At 41.6% G+C, this 26,653-nt stretch carries 22 protein-coding genes and 1 pseudogene; 21 read left to right on the top strand and 2 right to left on the bottom strand.

Annotated elements, in window-relative coordinates; genetic code table 11:
* Positions 1–336 precede the first annotated feature (336 nt).
* From PPO43_RS00540 to PPO43_RS00460, 17 genes and pseudogenes are all read left to right on the top strand, one after another.
* The gene (locus PPO43_RS00540) at positions 337–2,004 is read left to right on the top strand and encodes an RHS repeat domain-containing protein (protein WP_272619835.1); all 1,668 of its coding nucleotides are present in this window, start codon (positions 337–339) and stop codon (positions 2,002–2,004) included.
* A 1-nt stretch (position 2,005) separates the two neighbouring features.
* Positions 2,006–2,260, top strand: a complete 255-nt coding sequence (locus tag PPO43_RS00535) for a hypothetical protein (protein WP_272619833.1) — start codon at positions 2,006–2,008, stop codon at positions 2,258–2,260.
* A gap of 717 nt (positions 2,261–2,977) precedes the next feature.
* Positions 2,978–4,840, top strand: a pseudogene (locus PPO43_RS00530) (polymorphic toxin-type HINT domain-containing protein).
* A 21-nt stretch (positions 4,841–4,861) separates the two neighbouring features.
* On the top strand, positions 4,862–5,260 hold the full coding sequence (locus tag PPO43_RS00525) for a hypothetical protein (protein ID WP_272619831.1): 399 nt from the start codon (positions 4,862–4,864) through the stop codon (positions 5,258–5,260).
* A 245-nt stretch (positions 5,261–5,505) separates the two neighbouring features.
* On the top strand, positions 5,506–7,059 hold the full coding sequence (locus PPO43_RS00520) for an RHS repeat domain-containing protein (RefSeq protein WP_272619829.1): 1,554 nt from the start codon (positions 5,506–5,508) through the stop codon (positions 7,057–7,059).
* A 9-nt stretch (positions 7,060–7,068) separates the two neighbouring features.
* On the top strand, positions 7,069–7,635 hold the full coding sequence (locus PPO43_RS00515; RefSeq protein WP_272619827.1) for a hypothetical protein: 567 nt from the start codon (positions 7,069–7,071) through the stop codon (positions 7,633–7,635).
* A gap of 476 nt (positions 7,636–8,111) precedes the next feature.
* Positions 8,112–9,182: an RHS repeat-associated core domain-containing protein gene (locus PPO43_RS00510; RefSeq protein WP_272619825.1), complete on the top strand. Its 1,071-nt coding sequence runs from the start codon at positions 8,112–8,114 to the stop codon at positions 9,180–9,182.
* Positions 9,166–9,549: a hypothetical protein gene (locus PPO43_RS00505; RefSeq protein WP_272619045.1), complete on the top strand. Its 384-nt coding sequence runs from the start codon at positions 9,166–9,168 to the stop codon at positions 9,547–9,549. Before PPO43_RS00510 ends, PPO43_RS00505 begins: the two co-directional genes overlap by 17 nt.
* Positions 9,550–10,237: 688 nt before the next feature.
* Complete coding sequence (locus tag PPO43_RS00500) at positions 10,238–11,362, top strand: RHS repeat-associated core domain-containing protein (protein ID WP_272619823.1); 1,125 nt, start codon at positions 10,238–10,240, stop codon at positions 11,360–11,362.
* Between the two features lie 10 nt (positions 11,363–11,372).
* Positions 11,373–12,473 (top strand): hypothetical protein, encoded by a 1,101-nt coding sequence (locus PPO43_RS00495; protein WP_272619821.1) that lies wholly within the window; start codon positions 11,373–11,375, stop codon positions 12,471–12,473.
* A 473-nt stretch (positions 12,474–12,946) separates the two neighbouring features.
* A complete protein-coding gene (locus PPO43_RS00490; RefSeq protein WP_272619819.1) occupies positions 12,947–14,101 on the top strand; it encodes an RHS repeat domain-containing protein in 1,155 nt (384 codons plus the stop codon).
* A gap of 10 nt (positions 14,102–14,111) precedes the next feature.
* Positions 14,112–14,585 (top strand): hypothetical protein, encoded by a 474-nt coding sequence (locus PPO43_RS00485; protein ID WP_272619817.1) that lies wholly within the window; start codon positions 14,112–14,114, stop codon positions 14,583–14,585.
* A 550-nt stretch (positions 14,586–15,135) separates the two neighbouring features.
* Positions 15,136–16,215 (top strand): RHS repeat domain-containing protein, encoded by a 1,080-nt coding sequence (locus PPO43_RS00480; protein ID WP_272619815.1) that lies wholly within the window; start codon positions 15,136–15,138, stop codon positions 16,213–16,215.
* 1 nt (position 16,216) lies between these two features.
* On the top strand, positions 16,217–16,915 hold the full coding sequence (locus PPO43_RS00475; protein WP_272619814.1) for a hypothetical protein: 699 nt from the start codon (positions 16,217–16,219) through the stop codon (positions 16,913–16,915).
* A 446-nt stretch (positions 16,916–17,361) separates the two neighbouring features.
* The gene (locus tag PPO43_RS00470) at positions 17,362–17,829 is read left to right on the top strand and encodes a DUF6896 domain-containing protein (protein ID WP_442985428.1); all 468 of its coding nucleotides are present in this window, start codon (positions 17,362–17,364) and stop codon (positions 17,827–17,829) included.
* An 82-nt stretch (positions 17,830–17,911) separates the two neighbouring features.
* Complete coding sequence (locus tag PPO43_RS00465) at positions 17,912–18,187, top strand: hypothetical protein (RefSeq protein WP_272619810.1); 276 nt, start codon at positions 17,912–17,914, stop codon at positions 18,185–18,187.
* Entirely contained in the window at positions 18,168–18,383 is a 216-nt protein-coding gene (locus PPO43_RS00460) for a hypothetical protein (RefSeq protein ID WP_272619808.1), read from the top strand. Before PPO43_RS00465 ends, PPO43_RS00460 begins: the two co-directional genes overlap by 20 nt.
* A gap of 68 nt (positions 18,384–18,451) precedes the next feature.
* On the opposite strand, the gene PPO43_RS00455 is transcribed toward PPO43_RS00460, so the two are convergent.
* Positions 18,452–20,596 (bottom strand): S9 family peptidase, encoded by a 2,145-nt coding sequence (locus PPO43_RS00455; RefSeq protein WP_272619807.1) that lies wholly within the window; start codon positions 20,594–20,596, stop codon positions 18,452–18,454.
* A gap of 448 nt (positions 20,597–21,044) precedes the next feature.
* Here PPO43_RS00455 and PPO43_RS00450 point away from each other — a divergent pair, with 448 nt between their 5' ends.
* Entirely contained in the window at positions 21,045–21,470 is a 426-nt protein-coding gene (locus PPO43_RS00450) for a hypothetical protein (RefSeq protein WP_272619805.1), read from the top strand.
* A 91-nt stretch (positions 21,471–21,561) separates the two neighbouring features.
* On the opposite strand, the gene PPO43_RS00445 is transcribed toward PPO43_RS00450, so the two are convergent.
* Positions 21,562–22,017 carry a Rab family GTPase gene (locus PPO43_RS00445; RefSeq protein WP_272619803.1) on the bottom strand — a complete coding sequence of 152 codons (456 nt, stop codon included), beginning with the start codon at positions 22,015–22,017 and terminating at the stop codon, positions 21,562–21,564.
* A 190-nt stretch (positions 22,018–22,207) separates the two neighbouring features.
* Between PPO43_RS00445 and zupT the strand changes: the two genes are divergently transcribed.
* The 3 genes from zupT (at position 22,208) to PPO43_RS00430 (ending at position 26,528) form a co-directional block, all read left to right on the top strand.
* Complete coding sequence (zupT, locus tag PPO43_RS00440; protein WP_272619801.1) at positions 22,208–23,032, top strand: zinc transporter ZupT; 825 nt, start codon at positions 22,208–22,210, stop codon at positions 23,030–23,032.
* A gap of 369 nt (positions 23,033–23,401) precedes the next feature.
* Entirely contained in the window at positions 23,402–25,729 is a 2,328-nt protein-coding gene (locus tag PPO43_RS00435) for a TonB-dependent receptor (RefSeq protein ID WP_272619799.1), read from the top strand.
* Positions 25,730–25,733: 4 nt separating this feature from the next.
* Positions 25,734–26,528 (top strand): DUF4249 domain-containing protein, encoded by a 795-nt coding sequence (locus tag PPO43_RS00430; RefSeq protein ID WP_272619797.1) that lies wholly within the window; start codon positions 25,734–25,736, stop codon positions 26,526–26,528.
* Positions 26,529–26,653: the final 125 nt, after the last annotated feature.

Genomic DNA, 26,653 nt, shown 5'->3' with positions numbered 1-26,653 from the left:
TTTTATACAATATACTATGTATTGGGTAACTTGGTTTTCTTATTGATTTTTGATGACTTCAATATAAGATTAGGAATGATTTTTTTAAACATTTTAATGATCTATGTATTAGATTCTTTATTTCTTTTTTATAGTCCATTTTTAGAGATAGTCAAAGACTGGAAGATATTGGCAATAGTAGTTACTTTAGTACTTATTTTTTTTACGAGATACTATATAAAATATAAGTTGTGAACCTATCTAAGTTTTGACAGTTATCAATATATCTTATCATAAGTTTATAACAAAAGCCTAGCTACATCCTCACAGAACTATGGTTATGACGAAATCGGCAATTTGGTTCGAGATAGCTCGGAGCAGATTGAGGAGATAGTTTGGAATGTACAAGGCAAGGTGCAAGAGGTTCGTTTTGAGGCGGGCAAGGCAGGTCCTGATGCCTTGAAGTATGAGTATGACCCCATGGGTAATCGCTTGGCCAAGAAGAAGATGTATTATGGTGTGGACCAATATGGTTTGCCCGTATATTGGTCAACGGGACAGTATTATGTCCGTGACCCTCAGGGGAATGTGCTGGCAGTTTATGAGCATCGGGATCGCTTGGCTAATGTGGTGAATGAGGCAGGGGATAGCCTGTATTTGGAGGAGCTGCATTTATATGGCTCGGCTCGTTTGGGGATCTTGAAAAAAAGAGCGACCTTAAAGGAGTTTCAAAAAAGTTTGGAGCTTCCTGGTGATGATTTGGGTGATTTGCTTCTGTTTAAAAGTTCGGCTGCACTAGTGGCGAGCAGCTACCATCAACTAGAGCTGGGCCGCCGCCGCTACGAGCTTTCCAACCACTTAGGCAATGTACTGGCTACGGTCAGTGATAAATCTTTGGGCCAAGACAGCAGCCAAACTGGGCAGGCAGATTATTATCTGGCGCAGGTATCTTCGGCTAGTTTGTATTATCCCTTTGGATGGGAAATGCCTGGGCGCAAGTTTGTGAGTGGGGAGGGGTATCGTTTTGGGTTTAATGGGAAGGAGGATGACCGAGATTGGGGGACGCAAAACATACAGGATTATGGCTTTCGGTTGTATAATCCGAGTGTAGGGAAGTTTTTGAGTGTGGATCCGTTGGCGTCAAAGTACCCGTTTTATACACCCTATCAATTTGCTTCTAATACGCCTATTACAGCAATTGATATAGATGGTTTAGAATCCAATGTTAGATTTAATGTTAATGAAAATGTTAAAGGTAGGGTTGACTATCAATTAGGCTCTAAAAATGAGCATAAACTTACCTTCTATGCAACATCCTATAGAAAAGATGATATTCGTATGAAGTCATCAGAAGGAACAAGAGCTCAAATTGTGGATTACAGTGTGATAATGAGTGTGAATATAAAAGTAGAAAAAGGAAAACCTGCTGTATCACAAGTTAATATTGAAAGTGTCAAACAATCTGTAACTATAACAACAATAGGATATGGCGGATATGTAGATCAAAAACAAAGTAGTAGTGAATTATTGACAGATCAGGAAAGGGCATTTCAGGGGGCAGATGTTGCGATTAACTTTGGGGAAGCGTTGTTAGGTGAAATGGCTGAAGGATTAAAAGATATTTTAGAGATAAAACCTGATTTTAACCCATATAATCAACCCATATCACCAGAAATATTAAACAAGATTAGCGGTGCTCAGGCAACTAAGGAGCTAATACTGGCTCCAAAGAGTAAGTGGAAGCTAGTAGATCCTGTAAACTTAGCCGATAAAGGCATTACGAAAATACAAAATGAACTTAAAGGGATACAAAATGCTGCTGCGGGACCAGGGAAGCTCCAAAAAATGTCGAAAGGAGGTAGGTTTTCTCGGATGTATTATGCTGCAGTAATGGGTATTTTCTTAGGGAATGAATATCGAAAATGGGCTGATCATTCTGGGAGTGGCCATACTGTGATGGAGTTTGATACAACCGATGCAGATGATGGAAATAAGAAAGAAATGAAGAAAAGAAGGAAGAACTAATATGATTTTATTTATAGAAATAATTACCTTGCTTATTCTCCTTTCAGGGAATATTCTTTACCTCAAGAGAGGTCGAATTAGAAGAACACCTAAGGTGGTGTTTTTGAGAGTAGAAATAGAAAGAATAGATGCAGTAGGTTATTTAATATTTTCATTATTGCAATTAGATTTTTTAAAACAATGTTTAGATTTATTGATTCTGATTTCCGTTTTGTTTTTTGTGGTTGCAAATGTGCGGATAAGGATTTTAAAATAGATATTTATTCCTGTTACATATACGTCTATCGTTGTTGTTTTGGCTACTCTTTTGTTGTGAGTACTGTATGACCTACAGTCAAAAAGGGCTATTGGGCTACAAGTCTGATTCAGTCAGTTTTTGGCGCAGGGCCGAGCAGACTTGCGAGCCCTGCAAGGGCCCGGCCGCCTTTGGCGGCAGGCCCCCAAAACCTATGCTGCTGCGTATCAGTATGATCAGTTGCATCGGATTGCTTCGGCCTCGAATTACTATGTTTATCCTGGAGGGAATTGGAAAGATGGGTCTGTAGCGTCTAATACAACGGCTTATGGGAGTAGTTATAGCTATGATGCGAATGGAAATATCTTGAGTTTATCGCGTTATGCCGCAGGTCAGCAGATAGATGATTTAAGCTATCATTATACATATGAGTTAGCCGCAGGTCAGCAGCCTCAGGTTTCTGTTCAGGCAGGAGGGCAGTTGTATAACAACCAATTGCAGTATGTGACGGATGGCGCAGGGGCGTCAACGGTAGGCGATTTGACTAGTCAGCCAGGACAGGATGGGGCATTAGCTACATCCTCACAGAACTATGTGTATGACGAAATCGGCAATTTGGTTCGAGATTATTCGGAGCAGATTGAGGAGATAGTCTGGAATGTACAGGGCAAGGTGCAAGAGGTTCATTTTGAGGCAGGCAAGCCGGGCCCCTCGGCCTTGCAATATGAGTATGACCCTATGGGCAACCGCTTGGCTAAGAAGAAGATGTATGTAGGTAGTCCTGGGGATATTCGGTCAGAGGGGCAGTATTATGTCCGTGACCCTCAGGGGAATGTATTGGCGGTTTATCAGTATAATGAAGAAAATATTGCACTGGTCGATGACAAAGATAGCTTGTATCTGGAGGAGTTGCATTTATATGGCTCTTCCCGTTTGGGGATCTTGAAAAAACCTTTATTTTTAAGATTTCGAAATGAATCTGGACATACAGGAGGAGATGAGGCCTTAGCTTTTAGAACTTTGATGGGAGTAGCGCAAAGCAGCTACCAGCAACTAGAGCTGGGCCGCCGCCGCTATGAGCTCTCCAACCACCTAGGCAATGTACTGGCTACGGTCAGTGATAAATCTTTGGGCCAAGACAGCAGCCAAACTGGACAGGCAGATTATTATCTGGCGCAGGTATCTTCGGCAAGCCTATACTACCCATTTGGTTGGGAAATGCCTGGCCGCAAGTTTGTCAGTGGGGAGGAGTATCGTTTTGGGTTTAATGGGCAAGAGGAGGATCCTGATATGGGAGTGGTGTTTAAGTATCGTGTCCATGATGCGAGAGTTGGCCGCTTTTTGTCTGTGGACCCACTTGCGCCGGATTACCCTTGGAATAGCTGTTATGCTTTTGCAGAGAATCGGGTGATTGATGGGATAGATTTAGAGGGGAGAGAGTGGTCAGAGATAAAACGAGATTTTGCAAGTATAGGTAACGCAGCGACTAAATTCGCGAAGGAAACGGCTGAAGGTCTTAAAGAGGCTGTAAAAGATCCTTTGGGAACAGTATCTAGGGTCTGGGATGGCAATATGCAAACAATTAAGGATGCAGGCACAATTTATGGAACTGCAGCTGAGATCTTTAGTAATCAGTTTTTTGGAACAAATTATGAAATTGATCGGAAACGGTTTGAGGAATCTGCACAACGAGTAGGAAAAGATTTAGTAATAGAGGGTGTAACTGCAGGGGCTTCAAAATTGGGGGTAAGTGGTTTGTCCAAAGTAGGTCGGGCAGCTAAATCGATTCGGAAAGCGAACTGGATAGATGAGGTTGTAGTTACGGCAAAACAAGTAATACCCTGTGGTTGTTTTACTGGATCAACCTTGATAAAAACAGAAAAAGGGTATAAAAATATCTCAGAAATAGCCGTAGGGGATTATGTATGGGCTTTTAATGATAGCAGTAGGGTAGAAAACTTAAAACAAGTTACGGCTCTAGCAAACTATCAAAGAGATAGCCTGCTTCATATATACATAGCAGGAGAAAAAATAGAAACAACAACAGATCACCCGTTTTATAGTAATTCTGTATGGGTGTGAGCAGGTAACCTAAGTCCAGGGGATAGTTTGTATCTTTATGGGCATAATCAGAAAGCTATCGACTCTATAGTTGTAGAGGAAGGATCTTTTGAGGTCTATAATTTTACAGTTGAAGGCTTCCATACCTACTATGTTAGTGATTTAGAAGTTTTAGTGCATAATAGTGGGCCTTGTCCATTTACATTTACAAAAAGTGGATCAGGAAAAAACTTGATAAGAACCACAAAATTAAATAATGGAAAAAGCGTACAAATTAAGTCTGGGCATGGTTATAATCGCTCTCACCGCTCAGGAGATGTAAGAGATACTGGATTAACAATGGATGAAGTTGAAAGTGGAATTCTTATGGATTTAGAGTCCAAAATTAATAATGGAAGTGTCTCTTTGCCTCGAAAAGGAGAAAAGGGTTTTAATGGAGCTATAAACCTTAGTGTAGAAATAAATGGAAATAAAATTGGATATAGAGCTATTGAAAAAGAGGATGGACAAATTTCTATAGGTACATATTATTTAGAATAGTAATGATGAAAAATGAATAAAGTGTTGAATTTAGATCATCTGGAAAATGATGTGATATGTAGAGAGAATACTGTATTAAGTTCAGTTTTAGGCGTTTGTTTAATATTCAAAGAACGTGTTGTTTTTAGGAATATGGTTATAGGTAAGGTTAATTTTTATGAAAGTTTTTTTAAAAAAGGGCTTTTAGTATCTAACTGTGTTGTGGGAGATGTTATTTTTGAATCTGCAGGACATAATGATGAACCCATTGTTTTTGAAAACACTGTCTTTACTGGAGATTTAAACTTTTTTGATGCGTATTTTACACACGACATAGTTATTAAGAATTGCCTTTTTATCAAACCTAATTCAATATTAGAAGATATTGCTTATCCATATGGGGTTGAAAAGAAAGAATATATGAAATTAGATGTTAAGTAGCCCTCTGTTACCTAGCAATTACTCCTTTTCAACCTGCAGCCACAGCTAGCAGGCGGCGAAGCCGCCTGCAAAGGAGCGAAGCGACTTGGCCTAGGGGCCTGAAAGGGTGCCGCACAGCGGCAGACCCAGCCAGCTTGCTGGCGCAGGGCCGAGCAGCCTTGCGAGCCCTGTAAGGGCCCGGCCGCCTTAGGCGGCAGGCCCCAAAAACATCCTCAGAAAACTATGAATATGACGAAATCGGCAATTTGGTTCGAGATAGCTCGGAGCAGATTGAGGAGATTGTCTGGAACGTACAAGGCAAGGTGCAAGAGGTTCGTTTTGAGGCGGGCAAGCCGGGCCCCTCGATCTTGCAATATGAGTACGACCCCATGGGCAACCGCTTGGCCAAGAAGAAATTGTATGTAGATGGTCCTGTAGATATTCGGTCAGAGGGGCAGTATTATGTCCGTGACCCTCAGGGGAATGTGCTGGCGGTTTATCAGTACAATGAAGAAAATATTGCGCTGGTCGATGACAAAGATAGTTTGTATTTAGAGGAGCTGCATTTATATGGTTCGGCCCGTTTGGGGATCTTGAAAAAAGCCTTAGCTTTAAGGTATCGGGATGAGTCGGGGGCCGTTGGTTTGCCTGCTGGGAGCCTGCTCAAAACCACTTTGGCGCAAAGCAGCTACCAGCAACTAGAGCTGGGCCGCCGCCGCTACGAGCTCTCCAACCACTTAGGCAACGTACTGGCTACGGTCAGTGATAAATCTTTGGGCCAAGACAGCAGCCAAACGGGACAGGCAGATTATTATCTGGCGCAGGTTTCTTCGGCTAGTCTATATTATCCATTCGGTTGGGAAATGCCTGGGCGCAAGTTTGTGAGTGGGGAGGAGTATCGTTTTGGGTTTAATGGGAAGGAAGATGACCGAGATTGGGGGACGCAAAATATTCAGGATTATGGCTTTCGGTTGTATAATCCGAGTATAGGGAAGTTTTTGAGTGTGGATCCGTTGGCGCCGGATTATCCTTGGTATACGCCCTATCAGTTTGCAGGGAATAGACCTATAGAGTGTATTGATTTAGATGGCTTAGAGCCTGTCACTAATCCCACTAGTTGGAGTTTCGTAGAAGCATATGAGCACGGGACTATGATGCAGACACCTAATGGGGATTATGTATTTTCTACTTGGTCAGAAAGTTATGATATGGTTGTTCATTATTATTATTCAGACGAAAAGAAATGGGAGCCCTTCACGCCAGAAGAAAGGCCTGCATATTTAACCTTAAAGTATAAGCCTGCTAGAAATAGGGATGGGGAAGCCGTTGTGAAAGATACTTGGTCTGCTGTAGAACATTATTACTTCGGAGAAGGGGAGCCTGTAAGTATGGATAAAAAGGCGTTAAGAAATGCTCCAGATTTGAAGCATGGCCAAAATAGAATTATGAAAGGGAAAACAGGAGGACCTGAATCTGGGGTTATTGGGGTTAATATGACCCCTCATGTATATCATATAGGGAAAACGACAGTAGGATATAAAACAACTTGTAATTCAGAAGAATGTACAACAGTTTATACTAGTGAAAAAGATGGCTTTTGGGATATTTTTTGGGGTGGTGACCATGCAGGTCCTTCGGGGGAATTTCCATTGGGAACTCCTTATCCATATCTTCCATATACTTGGAGTGAAACATATCCTAATCCCGGTTATGAATTTGATGAAGATGGAGTGCCTAAAGCTATGCCTGAAAAGGTAGTACCTAAAGAAGAAGATCCAGCACCTAATGGAGGTGGTGACGCACTTTTTTATTTTTATTAAAATTTAAATATGAGATATTTTATAAAAGAGGTCTTGAAAAAGAAAATATTAGTTTTCGTCATGTTTTTTCAGTTGGTTTATGTGGTATTATTTTTTGTTCTTGATAATCATGCAGCACGCTATGGAAAGGGGGTGCTGCAGTGGGAATATCGACTTACAGATGATGGAGTATGTATTGCAAGGTTTCCGACTACATCTATCTATAAAGCCGAGAGTACTTTTTGGCTTCCTTCGACTAGAGAGAATGCTAAACCTTTTGTCAAAAGCATAAATCGTTATGCTTTAAAAGAAGGTCAATTATTCTTTGATTTAGATACAGAAAGTGGTAGGTATTGGTACTATAAGGATAATAGTTTGATGCCTTTTTCGACTGCTGAATTAGAGGGACTTGATTTAAGCTGGATAAACATAGCATCACAACCTATTGTATATTACTATTGGAAGTTTATTTTTATAATAATGACATTAACTATTATATGTACATTGTTGTATTTAGCTTTTTTTGTTATTTCATTTCTGATGAAACAGAAAGAGATTTATTTATATAGGTTCATTTTTTTGGGGCCTGCCGCCTAAGGCGGCCGGGCTGTTTCGCAGCTCGCTGTTCGCTCGGCCCTTCGGCGCTTTGCCGCCTTGGTCTGGCCTAACGGCCACTGCTGCCCATCCCTAGGCCAAGTCGCTTCGCTCCTTCTGGACGCAGGAAATTAGTTTTGCTAGTTATGGGCCGATGGTTTTAACCATCGGCCCCATTTTATTGCGCTTAGTATGGCCGCTTTGGTTGCTGTGGGTTTCAACCTACAGGCGGCGAAGCCGCCGCAGGCCTAGCGATGCGAAAGGGGGCGGCGAAGCCGCAGACCAAGGCCGTCAGGCCGCAGGGCCGAGCGAACAGCGAGCCAGCGAATAGCCCGGCCGCCCTAGGCGGCAGGCCCCAAAAAAGGATAAAAAATACTATCTTTAGACCTCGTTCTTTGAAATAAAATAAGCTGGGCCGCCGCCGCTACGAGCTGTCCAACCACTTAGACAACGTACTGGCTACGGTCAGCGATAAATCCTTGGGCCAAGACAGCAGCCAAACTGGACAGGCAGATTATTATCTGGCGCAGGTGTCTTCGGCTAGTTTGTATTATCCATTTGGTTGGGAAATGCCTGGGCGTAAGTTTGTGAGTGGGGAGGGGTATCGTTTTGGGTTTAATGGGAAGGAAGGAAATCCTGAGATTGCAGATGGAAACCTTGACTTTGGCGCAAGAAATTATGATGGGAGAATTGGCCGATGGTGGTCTGTGGATCCTTTACAATCGAAGTATCCTAGTCTAAGTCCATATGCAGCAATGGATAATAGTCCAATGTACAAAAATGACCCTACTGGTGAGAGTGGAGAAGTTACAATAGATAAAGAATCTAAAACTATAACAGTATCTGCACACATCATTTTCTATGGTGATCGTTCTTCAGAAGCATTGGCAGTTCAAACTGCACAGGATATCGAGGAGACTTGGAATGCTGCGAAAGGAACGGTTAACATAGGAGGGGTTACATACAATGTTAAGTTTGAAATTACAGCTGAGAATAATGCCTTAATAAGCGAGGAAGACATAAAAAAGAATAAAAATATAAAGAATAATTATGTTCGTATTGAAGATAATACTTCAGTAGGTATTTCCTATATGGATTGTTTGGGGTGCAATACAGGAGTATGGAAGTTGTCAAATGTTGAGCACAATAATACTAAAACGGAAGGACATGAAATGGGGCATAGTTGGGGATTAGATCATCCAACTGGAAATGTTTTGATTTCGTATGGAAACAATCAGTACGCGTCAGCTGCTGATCTACGTGGTGTGCCTGAAGGGATATCTATTATGGCTCCTAGAGGATCAATAGTAGATCCAGACTATCAATGGAATAGCACGAAAAGTATAACACGTATGGGGACAATTACGAAAGGACATTATGCAGGTTTTGATGTATTACAACTTGAACAGGGTGCAACAGTAGACCCAAATAAAAGGAAAGTAACTCAAAAAGATATAGAAAATCTTGGACTAGATCAACTACAGTTTGATCATGAAGGTAAGGCTGATTTAGGAACCCTAAAAAACGAGTATCATGAGAAAGGAGATTAGGTTAAGCTGTATAATTATAATTGCGACATTATTTTTTTCCTGTGTAAGAAGTAGGGGAGAAGTCGTGATTTTCAATGATGCTTTTTTTAAGCAATGGAGGAGAGATAAAAAGGGTTGCGGGTCTTTTAGAGCAAATAATTTTCAGTTGTTAATTGAAAATAAGACTAAAATAATTGGAGTCGATATTAGAAATATTAGTTCAAAACTTGGGGCTCCAGAAAAAAAATTGAATAATGGAAATTGGTTGTATTATCTTGAAGGTGGGATACAATGTTTAGGCGATTCAAACATTGTTGATATAAAAGTATTGATTGTAGAAATTGAAAATCAAAAGAATATAATAGATTTAAAGGTACTAGTACCTTAATAGAAAGTAGTACTCTTTTCGCTAGTGTCAGAGTTCTTGAGGTAGGCTACGGCACTAGTTGTTAATCATGTACTAAGTTATAGAAATAGAGGGTATCTGCAGTTTCTTAACTTTGTAAAATAGTTTTGATTATCAGATAACTCTAATTCATTATTTGAAATTTTGGGGCCTGCCGCCTAGGGCGGCCGGGCTATTCGCTGGCTCGCTGTTCGCTCGGCCCTGCGCAAAAAAACAAGTTTTTTGCTTGGTCTGCGGCTTCGCCGCCCCCTTTCGCATCGCTAGGCCAGTCGCTTCGCTCCTTCTAGATGCAGGAAATTAGCCTTTCTAGTTATGGGCCGATGGTTTTAACCATCGGCCCATTTTTATTGCGTTTGGTATGGCCGCTTTGGTTGCTGTGGGTTTCAACCTACAGGTATATATATATCCATCCTACAGGCGGCGAAGCCGCCGCAGGCCTAGGGATGGACAGCAGTGGCCGTTAGGCCAGACCAAGGCGCTGAAAGCGCCGAAGGGCCGAGCGAACAGCGAGCTGCGAAACAGCCCGGCCGCCTTAGGCGGCAGGCCCCAAAAAAAGATAAAAAATACTACCTTTAGACCTCGTTCTTTGAAATAAAATGAGCTGGGCCGCCGCCGCTACGAGCTGTCCAACCAGCTCAGCAACGTCCTGGCTACGGTCAGCGATAAATCTTTGGGCCAAGACAGCAGTCAAACGGGACAGGCAGATTATTATCTGGCGCAGGTTTCTTCGGCTAGTCTATATTATCCTTTTGGTTGGGAAATGCCTGGGCGTAAGTTTGTGAGTGGGGAGGGGTATCGTTTTGGGTTTAATGGGCAAGAGGAGGATCCTGATATGGGAGTGGTGTTTAAGTATCGTATCCATAATGCGAGGGTTGGCCGCTTTTTGTCTGTGGACCCACTTGCGCCGGAGTATCCCTGGAATAGCTGCTATGCTTTTGCGGAGAATCGGGTGATTGATGGGATTGATTTGGAGGGGAGAGAGTGGCTTCCTGTAAATAAAAATGGGGATCCTGTAAAACCAGATTCAGATGAAATAGAAAATTATGAGTGGATTGGATACAATATAAAGGGCTATGAGCGTGGAGGTAAAGTTTATGCTGAATCAAACCCTCATTCTTTGGATCAAGAAAATGTTATAAGAGAAAGCCCAGCAGGAACTGTTCAAAATGCATTTATTCGTAAATATGAGAATGAAAAATATATTGAGAAAGTAGTGTATAATTCTGATGGTTGCGTTGAAAAACATAAGACAAAGTTATTTGAAGAGTTTAGCCTATCTGATGCAGGAGCCTCAGCTATAGCATCTGGAGAGCAGTATATATCTCTTCCTAAGAATGTTGGAGGGTATGCTGTTGGCTATGGACTACAGATTGATTATGGTGCAACATGGACTTTTGGTGAGGTTAGTAAAGAACTTGCGATATCCTGGTTATTTGATGCAGCTAGGATTAATAAAGGAATGTTGAACAGTAAATTTGGAAAACTGAGGATGACACAGCATGAGTATGATGCTATAAGTTCTTTATCATACAATTTTGGAGCACCTTCTGTCTTAGGTAAAGTAACGTTTACGAAATTAGTGGAGAATAATGATGCAACTGCCTCAGAAATACATAATGGCTTCGTAAACCTTAGCCTTGGATCGCGATATGAAAAAGGCTTACTTCCTAGACGAAAAGCGGAAGCGGAGATGTATAATTTTGGAATTTATGACTATGGAGATATCCCTCAGATGATAAAAAGAAGTTCTGTGTTAAAGAATTTTCCTAAACCAAAAGAATTAGTTATTTATTAGAGAAAATAGAATGAAAAAAATTAGCTACAGCATCCTTTGTTTTTGGGTACTATTGTCCTGTCAGTTTTCTGAAACGCCGACCCAAGAAGGGCCTAGCGAGGAGGTTCTGGCAGAAAAGCCTGCTGAGGACTTGCCTCCAAAATCTAATTGTGTATGTAATGATCGAATACTAGATGCCGATAGTTGTGATCTGTTATTTCAAAATATTTTGGGACACTACAAAGGGGTTAAAATGGAGAAAATTGGTTCGGTAAAATGGGGGCGAAATCACCTAGGGAATACCTCAATAGAAGTAGCCGAAGCCGAAAAAGATAAAGCGCTTATTATAGAGCGGGATCGATATATTTATGGAGAGGATACCTTTTCACTAAAAAAAGTAGATTTATCCAGATGGCGACTTACCACCTTCTTAGGAACAGGAACCTCGGGGGTGTTTCCGGTAGATACATCTAGGTTTAAATGGAGAGATAGCGTAGATTATTATGTATTGACTTTAGAGGAAGATCCTCCCAATTTTTACAACATCATGGTCATTAATGGCCGGTACTATATTTTTCCAATTGAGGATTATTTTATGGAGTTAGAGAGAGAGGAGCAATTTGAGTATACCCACTTTGTGGAGAAGAAACCTTCTCCGATTAGAGAGGAAGAGGCGAACACGGTTCCAACAGATAGTGCTAAGGGCTTGCTTAATGACCTTATAGGGATTTATAAGCAGGGAGAGGGGCTTCGTTTGGGCTCATTGAGGTGGGGAGCAGATTATTTAGGTCGGTCTACAAAAGAAGACTTAAGAAAGGCGCAATCTAAGCGCTACGAAATAAAGAAAGGGCAGTTAATATATGGAAAAGATACGGTGCTTTATGAAAGAGCCGTTTGTTGGCAGGAACCGCTTTATGCGTTTTTAGAAACAGCAAAAGAAGGTGTTTTTCCCTTAGATAGCAGTAAATTTGATTTCAGTGGATACGATACGGTAACAGTCTATAACTTTAGGAAATTAACAGCTGTATCTAAAGGGGTGGATAAGGAATTATTTCCCAATCGTATGATGAGTATACAAGGAAAGATGTACCTCTGGATACTTGATGATTATTGGACGGAGGTTGAAAAGTAGATTTAAAGGGTTGGTTTTTCTTCTTTAGCGGTTGGGTGGTTTTCTGCCATGGGCTGAAGCCCATGGTTGTAGACTATGCAAACTAGCGGGCTAAAGTCCTTGTTTACTATAAATGATATGGGCCGATGGTTTCAATCATCGGCTCATTTTTATTGCGCTTAGTATGGCCGCTTTTGTTGCTGTGGGTTTCAACCCACTGGGATATACATCCATCCTACAGGCGGCGAAGCCGCCGCAGGCCTAGGGATGGACAGCAGTGGCCGTTAGGCCAGACCAAGGCGCTGAAAGCGCCGAAGGGCCGAGCGAACAGCGAGCTGCGAAACAGCCCGGCCGCCTTAGGCGGCAGGCCCCAAAAAAAGATAAAAAATACTACCTTTAGACCTCGTTCTTTGAAATAAAATGAGCTGGGCCGCCGCCGCTACGAGCTGTCCAACCAGCTCAGCAACGTCCTGGCTACGGTCAGCGATAAATCTTTGGGCCAAGACAGCAGTCAAACGGGACAGGCAGATTATTATCTGGCGCAGGTTTCTTCGGCTAGTCTATATTATCCTTTTGGTTGGGAAATGCCTGGGCGTAAGTTTGTGAGTGGGGAGGAGTATCGTTTTGGGTTTAATGGGAAGGAGGATGACCGAGATTGGGGAACACAAAATATTCAGGATTATGGCTTTCGGTTGTATAATCCGAGTATAGGAAAGTTTTTGAGTGTGGATCCGTTGGCGCCTGATTATCCAATGCTGACCTGTTATCAATTTGCCCATAATTGTCCGATAGCAGGAAGTGATTTAGATGGTTTAGAGTTTAAAGAAGAAGTTCAAGTTAAAACAAAAGAGCAAACAAGAACTAAAATTGAGATAAAAAATAAAAAAAGCTTAGAAAATAGCGTAAGAAGTAAATTAAGAAAGACGCCTAGGGTAAGAACAAGCCCAAAACCTTCGTTAGGCAGAGGTGGTTTTATAGATGCAGGTCTAGCAGTTATAAATTTATTTGGAAGTGGTGGTGGACGGGCAAGTAAAGATCTAGCACATGAATATGATCAGTCAGAGCATGGAGAGTTTTGGAATAAATGGCAACATTATGGTTATCCTCTTCCTCCTGCAAATGCAGAATCTTTTTTGAAATGGAAAGAAAAATGGTGGAATGAGGATGTTCCAATTGAATCCCCACGAAAGGATGATCAAGATGATGAGTACATCACATTATATCGAGGAACTGATAATTATGCTGAACAGTTAGCATATGATGATAGTGGTTTAGTCATGAGTCAAGCCGCAATTACGCAAATGTTTCAATCAAAAATATCTACGTATAAAACTGATATGCATGAAGGTCTTATAACGCATTTTGGAAGTATAGAACGTTATGCATTGGCGCATGGTGGAAGTGTTTCATTTTTAGACGGAGTTTGTGTTAATGGGGTTGATGCAGAACGAACGCTTATTTCTTTTACAGAGAATAAAAAAACTGCTCATTATTTTGGAAGTTCTAGAGGAGGAGCTTATATGTTATTTGAAATTAGAGTAAAACGAAGCGATGTAATCAAACAGCCCAATAGCAAAAATACAGAGGCTGAATATTTAGTTCCTATAGAAGTAGAACCATTAAGTGTGGAAGAGCATGGCCCTAGATAAAAGAAATTTTATGAATAAGTCAAAGTTTGCTAACCAGTTGTATTTTAATACACCAACATATCTTATAAAAGATAAAAATGATTTAGATGTTTTTTTGAACCTTGCAAAGGAAAAAGGTGCAAAACGGTTGCTTAAAAGATATTATAAGGATTTTCAAATTCTTGTTGAAATTGATTGTGTAGATGTAAGATTTTCAGAGTTTAAGAATGAAATGAAATCTTTGTATCCAATTTTTTTGTATAAAAAAAACAATAAGTTGTTTAGGTTTGCCCCTGTTAATGTAAAATGTAAAAAATGTAGTTTTGAAATTTATGGAGGATTAGTTTCTTCTTTTGATGTCCAATTGGGAATTGAAGATAAAAAACATTTTTTGAAACAACAGTCTGAATTAAAAGACGTATATTGTCCTAGTTGTGGGGTGGTGCTAAAAGGCATTAAATTTTTATTCTCTGACTTATGTCAGAATAATAAGCCTGTATTCTAGAGGCCTGCCGCCTTAGGCGGCCGGGCTGTTTCGCAGCTCGCTGTTCGCTCGGCCCTTCGGCGCTTTCAGCGCCTTGGTCTGGCCTAACGGCCACTGCTGCCCATCGGTTACTCCCTTTGGTCGTCGAACTGCGGCTTTCAGCCTTGTTGTGGCCAGTCGCTTCGCTCCTTCTAGACGCAGGAAATTAGCCTTTCTAGTTATGGGCCGATGGTTTTAACCTTCGGCTCATTTTATTGTGCTTAGTATGGCCGCTTTTGTTGCTGTGGGTTTCAACCTACAGGTATATATATCCATTCTACAGGCGGCGAAGCCGCCGCAGGCCTAGGGGCCTGCAAGGGTGCCGCGCAGCGGCAGACCCAGCCAGCTTGCTGGCGCAGGGCCGAGCAGCCCTGCGAGCCCTGTAAGGGCCCGGCCGCCTTAGGCGGCCGGCCCCAAAAAAAGGATAAAAAATAGTATCTTTAGACCTCGTTCTTTGAAATAAAATGAGCTGGGCCGCTACGAGCTGTCCAACCACCTAGGCAACGTCCTAGCTACGGTCAGCGATAAATCTTTGGGCCAAGACAGCAGCCAAACTGGGCAGGCGGATTATTATCTGGCGCAGGTATTTTCGGCTAGTTTGTATTATCCCTTTGGTTGGGAAATGCCTGGGCGCAAGTTTGTGAGTGGGGAGGAGTATCGTTTTGGGTTTAATGGGGTGGAGCAAGAAGATGAAATAGCCGAAGGAGTCAATTTTACCTATTTTAGGATGCAAGATAGTCGCTTGGGGCGTTGGTGGAGCCATGACCCTAAGCCTAATGTTTCTGTTTCGCCTTATGCTATGATGGAGAATAATCCAGTCATGTTTTCGGATGTTTTGGGGGATACGCTTAGAATTGAGGGGTCTAGGAAATTTAAGCGAAAAATGAGGCGTGTCATTCGAAGGGGAAGTAGACTTTCTAAAACATATAGAAAACTAGTTGGAGACTTAGCAAAATCAGAAAAACTACATATTATTCGTGAAGCTCAAACAGCACCAGAATATGCCCTAGCTAAAGGGTCTTTTGTTAAGCCAGCAGATGTTGTTCGAATCTCTAATCTTAGAGATAAAGGAATTCAAAAACTCAATGAATTGACTTTAATGGATTTTAGTTCAGATAACGAAAATCCTAATGAAGAAAGGATGCAAATAGCTTCTGAACCCTCAGGATTATTAGACCCCAAAGTTCAATTAGAACATGAACTTTCCCTACTAGAATCTGAACTTGAAGAAATTCAAAATAATAGACCAATGGATAGGATTTTGAAACCAGGACATGAAGGTGAAATCCCTACATATATAAATACGGAAAGCGGTCCAGGTATAGGTACTATAATCTACTTAGATGTATCTGCTGAATATAAAGAGAGCCTAAAGAAAGAAGGACTTGATGGAGGTCTAATAACTGATTCTGCTCATGAGTTTAAACATGCATATGATGCAGATCAAGGTCATAATTTAAATAGGTTAAATAACCATGGTGTTAGAGCTCATGATGAGGGTCGAGCTATAAATTTTGAAAATAGGGTGATAAGAGACCGGAACCAAAAAGTGTTTTTCGGAAGGAAGTGGAATAAAAGATTTCCTGATAAAAACTATAAAATAGATAATTAAGATGAAGTTATTAAAAATACTATTTTTAATATTTAGCTTTTTTTGCCTCCAATGCTGTAGGAATCCTTCAGGAATAATTTATGGTACAATACCAAACTATGTTCTTGAAATAGTTTGTGGTAATGATATTGCAATCTCCCATGGTAATGTCATTAAATTAAATCACTCCACTTGTGAGGATTGTTATATTAAAATGAAATCCAAAAAGGTTTTACAAGCCACTATCGTTAATTATGAAAAAACAGAATTACGACACTTAGTAAGTAATAATATTTTAACTAGAGGTTCTATATGGAGCTCTAAAGAGCAGAAAAAAATTTCTTTTAGAAGATTTAATGGAAACTGTAATATATATCCATATAGCGCTATTGAACTTAGTGTAGATAATTATAGCAATAGATTTTTGATAGAACATTTTGAGGATATTATTGCTTTTGATAAAGCAAGTGAAAGGGTTAAAACATATACTAAGAGTAATTTTTGTGCAAATGGACTTTTGTATTTTGTTTTGTTTGATGAACAGCTAGAAGTTTATTTAGAGAGAGTAATAAATGGTAAGAATTGTTTAATTGAAAAATATGAATTTCATAGTGCTGAGCCTAGGATTTTGATTAGTGATTATAATGTAGGAGAGTATGTAATGAATTTTTATCTTGAAGGGAAGAAAAAATATACATACCATTTCTATCTAAATGATTAGTCATTTGTCTGTAATAGTAGAGGTAGTCTATATTCAACCCGTTTATAGGTCTTTAGGTTACTCTCGTTGGTCGTCGAACTGCGGCTTTCAGCCTTGTTGTGGCCAGTCGCTTCGCTCCTTCTAGACGCAGGAAATTAGTCCTGCTAGTTATGGGCCGATGGTTTCAACCTTCGGCTCATTTTTATTGCGTTTAGTATGGCCGCTTTTGTTGCTGTGGGTTTCAACCCACTGGGATATACATCCATCCTACAGGCGGCGAAGCCGCCGCAAAGGAGCGAAGCGACTTGGCCTAGGGGCCTGTAAGGGTGGCCAACGGCCAGACCAAGGCGGCTTAGCCGCCGAAGGGCCGAGCGAATAGCGAGCCCTGCAAGGGCCCGGCCGCCGTAGGCGGCAGGCCCCAAAAAAATACAAACACAATAGCGTAAAAATTTGATATTTAGATTGATATGTATGTGAAACTGAAGAAACAGTTATTGATCTATGCAGAGAGTATTCGATGCTTTGAATTTGCATTGATGAATAAGTATATTATAAAAGGTCAGCCGTATTTCTTTCAAAAATTATTTCCTTCAAAAGGAGTAATTTCCGTACAGGGCCAAGCTGTACATTACAACTATCATGGTGCAGGCTGTAGTCTTAAATTTCCTAGTTTCGATTTAGATTATAATGTGGTAGGATTAGAGAATGGGGGCTTGTACATATCCTTATGGAGCTTTAAAGAGTTTTATAGGTCTCAAGAAACCATAGCTGAGGATATCCCATTACCTCAAATGCTTGCTTACTTAGATCTTTTTGTACAGGATGGATTATTAGTGTGTTATACTGAGAATAGTCATAGAAGCTATTTTTTTTCTGAAAATTGGTTGGATGAAAATGATATAAGCATGACTAAATTATTGAATAGAATGAACTAATGTTTATGCGCTCCTAGTTCGGGAAGGGCAAGCCCCAAAAAATCTAAACCCTCAATAGGAAGAACAGCTAAAACAATAATTTATGTATGATTTTAATGAAGTTTTAGGCTCCATAAAATGCTTGTCCATAACGGACTATAAGATTCTGTCTGAAGAAGAACTAGCCCCTATCTTAAGCCAAGTACTAGATCAGTTTACTACCTTAAAGGAGTACGAATTCTCTTTGTGGGAAAATATGGTTAGTGAGGAATCTTTTGCTATTAGAGATGCAGACAGTTGGATGTGGATGACTGATTTTCCGACAGAAGAGCCCTGTATTCTTATATTTGAGTACCAATATGAAAAAAAGGGGATTTGAGTTTCAGCGGATGGAAGATCTAGTAAATGTGCTAGGGGAGTCCTTTAATTTTGTATTTTATATCACCTCTAGAAAAATAGATTATCTCCTTAGTCAGAACGATCATGATTATTTGATTGCTGCTGGTCGGGCAAAGCCTTGGTTAATAGATTACCTAGAGCAGCCCAGAAGAGCGACTGATGATTTTGTGGAGTAGGACGCTGCAGAGACAAAAAAAAGAGCGGGCAAATCTGCCCGCTCTTTTCTATTTATTTCCGCCAAAAGTTAGTTCAACTTATCTTCAATATACTGCAGTACCTTGCGCATCAAATGCACCCGATCCTTGCCGCGCACATTATGCGGATGGCCCGGATAAACAAAGTAATCCACCTGCTTTTCGGCTTCTACAAAGGCTTGAATAAGGCTGTGGTTATGTTGCAAAACGACCACATCATCTACACTGCCATGAATCAATAAGAGGTCGCCCTGCAATTGATCTACATAATTGTGTAGGCGATTTTTGGCATAGCCTTCAGGATTCTCTTCTGGACGATCCATATAGCGCTCGCCATACATCACCTCATAAAATTTCCAGTCGGTCACTGGGCCACCAGCTACCCCAACACGGAAAACACCTGGCTGACGAAGCATTAAAGAAGTGGTCATAAAACCGCCAAAACTCCAACCATGTACCGCCATCCGATCGGCATCTACAAAGGCTTGTTGCTTGAGGTAATTTACCCCAACCAATTGGTCCTGCATTTCCACTTCGCCCAATTGGCGGTGGATGATGCTCTCAAATTCAAAACCTCGATTTGCCGAACCGCGATTGTCTAGGGTGAAGACCAAATACCCTTTTTCGGCCTGCTGTTGCATCCAGAGCGAAGCACCACCCAACCAACTATTGGTCACCATTTGGGCATGTGGACCGCCATAGACATAAACAATAACGGGATATTTTTTCTTCGGATCAAAGTCAGAGGGCTTAATCAAACGAGCCTGTAAATCAGTACCATCGGCAGCCTTGAGTGTGAGCAGCTCGGTGGTGCCTACTTTATACTCTTTCAAGGGATTTTCGGCCTTGATGAACTCCTGTTTTACTTTTCCGTTTTTGGTTGAGATTAATTGAGCAACATTAGGTGTGCTGATGTTGCTATATTCATCCAACAACCATTTGCCATCAGGACTCAATTGGCAGTGGTGCTGCCCCTCTTCCTTAGTCAGTTGCGTTTGCTTTTTGCCATCCAAAGAAAGCTTGTAGGCATACAAATTAAGGCCAGATGGATCGGTTCCCATACAAATGACAGATTTTCCGCTGCTGTCTAGACCCAAAATTTCTTCTACTTCCCAATATCCCTTGCTCACGGCATTGAGCAATTTGCCCGTTTCGGCCTCATAGCGATACAAATGTGTAAACCCATCTCGCTCACTCGCCCAAAGAAATTCCTTGGGATTGTTGGGCAAAAACCAAACGGCTTTTTCGGGCTCTACATAACGCTCATGTTTTTCCTCGAAAAGGGTTTTAATGAATTTGCCCGTTTTGGCCTCATAAACGTTCAAACGCATGGCATTTTGGTCGCGATTGATCTGCGCCAAATAAATTTTCTCACTTTTTGGCCCCCAACCCAAATTGGTCAAGTACTGATCGGCTTCATCGCCCTCAATTTTGAGGTAAACGGTTTGTCCAGATACTGGATCAAAAACCCCAACCTTAGCTTTTTCACTGGCTTGCCCGGCCATCGGATACTTAATGTTGCGCAATTTGGCGGGGGTGCTGCTAATATCAACTAAAGGATAATCCGTAACTTCTGATTCATCCTTTTGATAAAAGGCCAAATATTGTCCATTAGGGGCCCAAAATAAGCCTTGGCTAATCCCAAATTCACTGCGCGCAATAGCTTGACCCGATACAATTTCCGGATTATTAAAGAGCGTGACCGCCGTTTTTTCCTCCTGCTCCGTCGCCAAATAAATATTGTTATCTATCGTATAAGCCAAACGGCCCGTTTCTTTATGAAAGGTCATATTAGCGGCTTCCTGCGGATAAGCCACCCACTTTTTGCCCTGCTTGCTTTTGTAGTCATAACGATAATAAGCCTGCCCAAAAGAAAGGAAAATCTCTGTCTTAGACAAATAACCAAAATTGGCAATATAAGGGACCTGCTCACCAAAGGCTGCCTGCAAATCCTTGGTCGAAAATAGGGATTTTGGCGCCTTTTTGCCCTCATAATAAAATACTTCCTGATATCGAGGCCCCGATTGCGTAAAGCCTTTGCCCTCTTCTTGCCATTGCGCCACTCTCAAGTGCTCTGGCCGAAATTTTCGCCATTGTTGCATTACGGCATCTTCCAAACTTAAACTTTTTTGCGCCTGCAAGCCCAAAGGAGCCAACAATAAAAAAGCACAAACTAGAATACTGAATTTTTGCATTGCTATTTACTTATGATGATTAAATTTTTTTGGGGCCTCCCGCTACGTTTACTCCCTTCGGTCGTCGAACTGCGGCCTGAAGGCCTTGTTGTCGCAGCTCGCTGCTGTTTTGGGGCCTCCCGCCTACGGCGGGCGCTACGTTGCGCAGCTCGCTATTCGCTCGGCCCTGCGGCGGCAAAGCCGCCTTGGTCTGGCCCTTTGGGCCACTGCTGCACATCGCTAGGCCAAATTCCTATGCGCTAAAGATAAACATTGAAGGCAATTAAAACTAAGCAGAATAGCAGGCTTTGTAAGACAAATATGCTACGGAGAAAACTTTTTTTAATATTTTTGACAAATATTTAATTTCCTGCCAACTATTTGACCCCAATGATCGTTTTGTAAGAAAGGAAACGAACTAGGGGAATCGAAATATAATTTCCTCATTCCCTATAAAATTATATACCCTATGAAAAAGCTATACTTTATACTCAGCATCCTTGCCCTTCAGTTCATGTTTGTAGGGCAAATAACCGCACAGGCCCAAAAAACTTTGGTTCGCTCTATCGCTCTAGAAGGTCGTTCTGAGCTTTTGGCTAGCCTCCCTGGCCAAGTAGAACTCCAAGTTTGGGACAAAGATTTTGCCCGCCTACAAACGGTAGTGGCCGTAGAAAACTGCCAGCAAGTGATTCTAGACCGCCTAGTGGCTGTGGGCCGCTACGAAATTGCGCTAGAAGATGTGGGGACCGGCTATAAAATTATTATGCCCAAAGGCCAAAAAGTAGTCAAACTCAAAGGCGAAGCCTTAGAAGAAGAAATGAAATTCATCCTCTATGTGCCCCAAAAAGTAGCTACTGAAATTGAAAACTTGGCCATGAATAACAGCGATCTCTAAACCCTTAGAGACAGAATGAAAAAAAGAGAAAGGAGCTAGATCCTTTCTCTTTTTTTTTGCCCTCGCTCAAGCTGTAAATGGGAGAGAGGACCTAAAATAAATTCCAAATGGCCTGAATTTGTTCTGCCGTTTTTGCACTACAAATTAAGGCAGGTTCCTGTGGCAAAGCCATTAAGCGTGCTGCCAAAACATTTTCGGTTAATAAATCTTGCTTGTTGGCTAAAAAGTGAAGCTGGGCCTTGGGGTAGCGCCAAGCCAAAAAAATCAAATCCTTTTTTACTTGTCCAAAGGTTTGTGGGCGACTCAGATCAACTACATAAACAATGTGCTGAGCATTTAAAAAACGAATGGCTGGAATTTTTTCTTGCCCAACCTCTCCTCCTAGGTCCACAAAAAAGTAGTAATCATCTCCTTTCTGATACTCCAAAAAGCGGGGACCGATTGTCGTATGATATGTGGGCTGAAAGGATTCTTCTAGTAGCTGGGCCAAAATGCTACTCTTACCCGTGGCAAAACTGCCCGTGAATATAATCTTACTGTTTTTCATAATGGGGGATATTTATTCTTTATGAAAGCGTTTTGTCTAGATCTATATTTAAAAGTACGGAATAATCTCTGCCTTTTGTCTAATTTTGCAACCTAATTGCAAGAAAGCTCAGTTTTTCTGCTTAGATTTACCCCTATCTTATTTTTAGATAACACTAAAATAAATACTTTAGTATAAATCATTTTATATAATGCACGAACATTTTTGGGCAGCTTTTGGCTTAACGGTATTGGCTGGGTTGTCTACAGGGATTGGAAGCGCTATTGCTTTTTTAGTTAAAGGACGCAACTTTAATTTTTTAACGGTATCTATGGGTTTTGCTGCGGGGGTTATGCTCTACGTCTCTTTTATGGAGATTTTTCCGCATGCGTTAACCTATTTAGACAAAAGCCATAGTCGGCATTGGGGGGTAGCGGCCTTTTTTGTGGGGATGCTATTAGTGGCTCTGATTGACAAACTGATTCCACATGAGGAAAACCCTCATGAGTTGATGACTGAAGAGGAATTAGCAGAGCAGGAGCCTGGACAACTAGAGCGTCAAAATGCAAAAAATGGCAAATTGATGCGAGTAGGTTTGCTTACTGCCTTGGCTTTGGCCCTGCACAATTTTCCAGAAGGGATGGCTACTTTTGTAGCTGCTTTAGAAGATCCTGGTTTGGGATTAACTATTGGTTTTGCGATTGCTTTGCATAATATTCCAGAGGGAATAGCAGTATCTATGCCTGTTTATTATGCTACGGGCAGTAAATCTAAGGCGTTTTGGTATTCCTTTTTGTCGGGGGTGGTAGAACCGATTGGGGCTATTCTCATTTTTGCTCTCTTTGGCAATTCTTTAGATCAGACCTTGATGTCAATTTTATTGGCTGGAGTAGCTGGAATTATGGTCTTTATTTCTTTGGACCAATTGCTGCCTTCTGCTCGAGATTATGGAGAGCATCATCTCTCTATTTATGGGATGTTGGCGGGCATGGCTGTTATGGCAATTAGTTTGTTGATGTTGGGCCATGCGCACTAAGTTCGTTTAGGCTCGTATCAGGGGAGGCTGCTGTGCAGAGGCACAGCAGCCTTTTTTCGAGCGGAATTGGCCTAGCGATGCGGAGTGGGTGGCCGTCAGGCCAGACCGAGGCGGCAAAGCCGCCGAAGGGCCGAGCGAGTAGCGAGCCCCGCAGCGTAGCGCCGACGAGCGCAGCGAGGCGGAGGCCCCAAAACTTGAATTATATAATATTAAAGAGGTTTTGTGACTTTGTTTATAGACAAAAAGCAGCTGTTGAGGGGAAAAGCTTGAGGAAAGCTCGATCTAGTCTCCTTTTTACAGGCGCTTTTGCGTTAACTTACGTTTAGCAAATAGTCTTTCTAAAATATTCATCATTAAAAACGTTAATTCATGCAATCCCTGCGTTTTTTGGGCCTTGGGCTCATTTTATTTTGCTTCAACAGTACCGTTTGGAGCCAAGAAAAAGTTAGTCTATCGGGCTATCTTCGAGATGCCGAAACAGGAGAAGAACTTTTGTTTGCCAATGTGGCCATTCCTGCCCAAGCAATGGGCGTAAGCACGAATGAGTATGGTTATTATGCTTTGAGTTTGCCCAAGGGGCAGTATGTAGTTTCGTACTCTTATGTGGGGTATCAAACGATTGTAGATACGCTTGATTTGCAAGCGGACTTGGTTAAAGATGTGGAGCTTTTGCCTGAATCAACTACTGTAGATGCTGTTGTTGTGACCGATGAACGCACTGATGAAAATGTGAAAAGTACTGATATGAGTGTACTTTCGTTAGATATGAAAGAGGCGAAAAAAGTACCTGTTATTTTTGGAGAGCAGGATATTGTGAAGACCTTGCAATTGATGCCTGGTGTTAGTCCAAGTAGTGAAGGGGGGAGTGGTTTTTTTGTGCGAGGTGGAAATGCAGACCAAAACTTGATTTTACTTGATGAAGCCCCTGTATATAATGCGGCTCACCTTTTGGGCTTTTTTTCGGTCTTTAATTCGGATGCTCTTAAGGATGTAAAATTGTATAAAGGCGGAATACCTGCAGAATTTGGTGGCCGTGCTTCTTCGGTTATGGATGTTCACATGAAAAATGGAAATAGTAAAAAGTTTGCGGGTTCTGGTGGTTTGGGCCTTATTTCTTCTCGTCTTACTTTGGAGGGACCGATTGTAAAAGACAAGGGGTCTTTTATTGTTTCTGCCCGTCGTACTTATGCTGATTTGATGTTTCAGTTAGTATCCAATGATTTTGATGGGGGAGCGCTTTATTTCTACGACCTTAATGTAAAAGCCAATTATAAATTGGGCCAAAAAGATCGTCTGTATCTATCGGGCTATTTTGGTCGAGATGTCTTTGGTTTTGATGGTTCGGGCTTAGATTGGGGAAATAGAACTTTAACCCTGCGTTGGAACCACCTCTTCAATGAAAAGCTATTTGCCAATACTACTTTTGTGTATAGTGAGTATGATTATGGTTTTGCGGTGCGCACCGATAACTTTGATATTGATTTATCGGCTGGAATTAACAACCTTAATCTCAAACAAGATTACAGTTACTATCTAAATCCAAGTAATAACCTCAAATTTGGATGGCAATCGCTTTACTATAACTTCCGCCCAGGTAGTTTTCAAGCAATTGATTCAGAAGTAGATGAGGTACTTGCCACCACAAAGTTAGACCAACAGTTTGCGCTAGAAAATGCGATTTATATCAGCAATCAGCACAAAATCAATAAAAAACTGAGCATGAATTATGGCTTGCGTCTAACTTCTTTCTCTAATATTGGGGCAGCAACGGTAAAAACTTATAATGAGCAGAATGAAGCAATTGATAGCACAAGCTATGGCAGTGGCGAGTTTTATAATACTTACTTTGGCCTAGAACCTCGTGTGAATGCGGTTTATTTGCTAGATGATAAGAGCTCTATTAAGGCTTCTTACAACCGAATTTATCAATATCTGCACATTTTGTCTAATGCAAGCTCAGGCACACCTACCGATATTTGGGCGCCTTCAACTCAATTGATCAAACCACAGTATGCCGATCAAATTGCGCTGGGGTATTTCCGAAATTTCTTAGATAATAAGCTAGAATTTAGCGTAGAGGGCTACTACAAGCAACTTGGCAATCAAGTTGATTATGAGGATGGGGCCGAAACCTTCCTCAATGAAGATCTAGAAGCCGAATTGGTTTTTGGCCAAGGCCGAGCTTACGGTATGGAAGTCTTTTTGCGCAAACGCCAAGGCAAATTTACGGGCTGGGTTTCTTATACGCTCTCTAAGTCAGAACGCCAATTTGCCGATATTGCTAATGGCAGCTGGTTCTCTGCCCGACAAGATCGCCGTCACGATATCTCTCTGGTCGGAGTTTATGACATTACTAAAAAATGGTCGATCTCGGCCGCTTGGGTCTATTATACAGGCGATGCAATTACTTTCCCTTCTGGAAAATATGAGGTTGATGGCCAAATTGTCAATCTCTTTTCTAGCCGAAATGGCGATCGAATGCCTGATTACCACCGCCTAGATATTGGCGCCACTTATGTCGTTCGAGATAGCAAAAAATGGCATTCCGACATCAATATTTCTGTCTACAATGCCTATAATCGCAAAAATGCATATAGCATTTCTTTTCAAGAAAATGAAGCAGGCACAGGCACAGAAGCCGTCCGCTTAGCCCTCTTTGGAATTGTCCCCTCTATTAGCTGGAACTTCAAATTTTAATCTTATGCGCAGTTTATTATATTGCTTTTTATGCCTTTTGGCCCTTTCTTTTACCGCCTGCCAAGATGTAATTACACTCGATCTAGATGAGGCCGCTCAACAAACTGTTGTGGAGGCCAATATCTTAACCGATCTGCAGCGGGCAGAGGTCCGCCTCTCTAAATCAGGGACCTTTTATCAAAGTAACGACTTTGAACAAGTTAACGGAGCCAATATCAACCTCTATATCAACGGTCAAAATTATAGCTTCCAAAGCGATAATAACGGCTACTATTGGGCTGATAGCATCCAAATTCAAGCTGGAGATTCCGCCTTTATTAGCATTAACTTGGCCGATGGTCGCCAAATTGCAGCCGCCGCCGCTTGCCCAAATCCCGTTCTACTCGACAGTCTCAGCTATGAGGAGTTTGTCTTTCCCTTTGGCGGCCAAATTGGCTATCGCCTCTATTATCATTTTCAAGATCCCGCGGATACCGCCAATTTTTATCGCACAAAGGTCTGGACCAATAATGAACTAGAAGATAATTACATCCTGATTGAAGATGAACTTCGAGATGGCGATTATCTCGATCTCCCTTTCTTTGGCCCCCCTTTCGAAGCCGAAGATAGCATCCAATTGCAACTCCTTTCGGTCAATAAAGCCTATTACGACTACTTTGAACAAATTGCAGAAGTGGGCGAATCTGGCGCCTCGGCTAGCGTTCCCTACAACCCTAAGGGAAATTGGGATGATCCTAGCATTCTCGGCTATTTCGGAATCATCCATCGCCACCAACTTCAAATTCAAATGCCTCAATAAATGAAAAGCCCTCTGCTCTAGAGGGCTTTTTTTATAAATAATTATTTGGGGCCTCCGCAGCAAGCTGCGGCGCTACGTTTCGGGGCTCGCTATTCGCTCGGCCCTTCGCGGGCTTCGCCCACTCG

It is taken from the genome of Saprospira sp. CCB-QB6 (assembly GCF_028464065.1).
Lineage (GTDB): Bacteria > Bacteroidota > Bacteroidia > Chitinophagales > Saprospiraceae > Saprospira.
The sequence above is the reverse complement of the archived record's forward strand: the minus strand, read 5'-3'. Positions and strand labels throughout refer to the sequence as shown.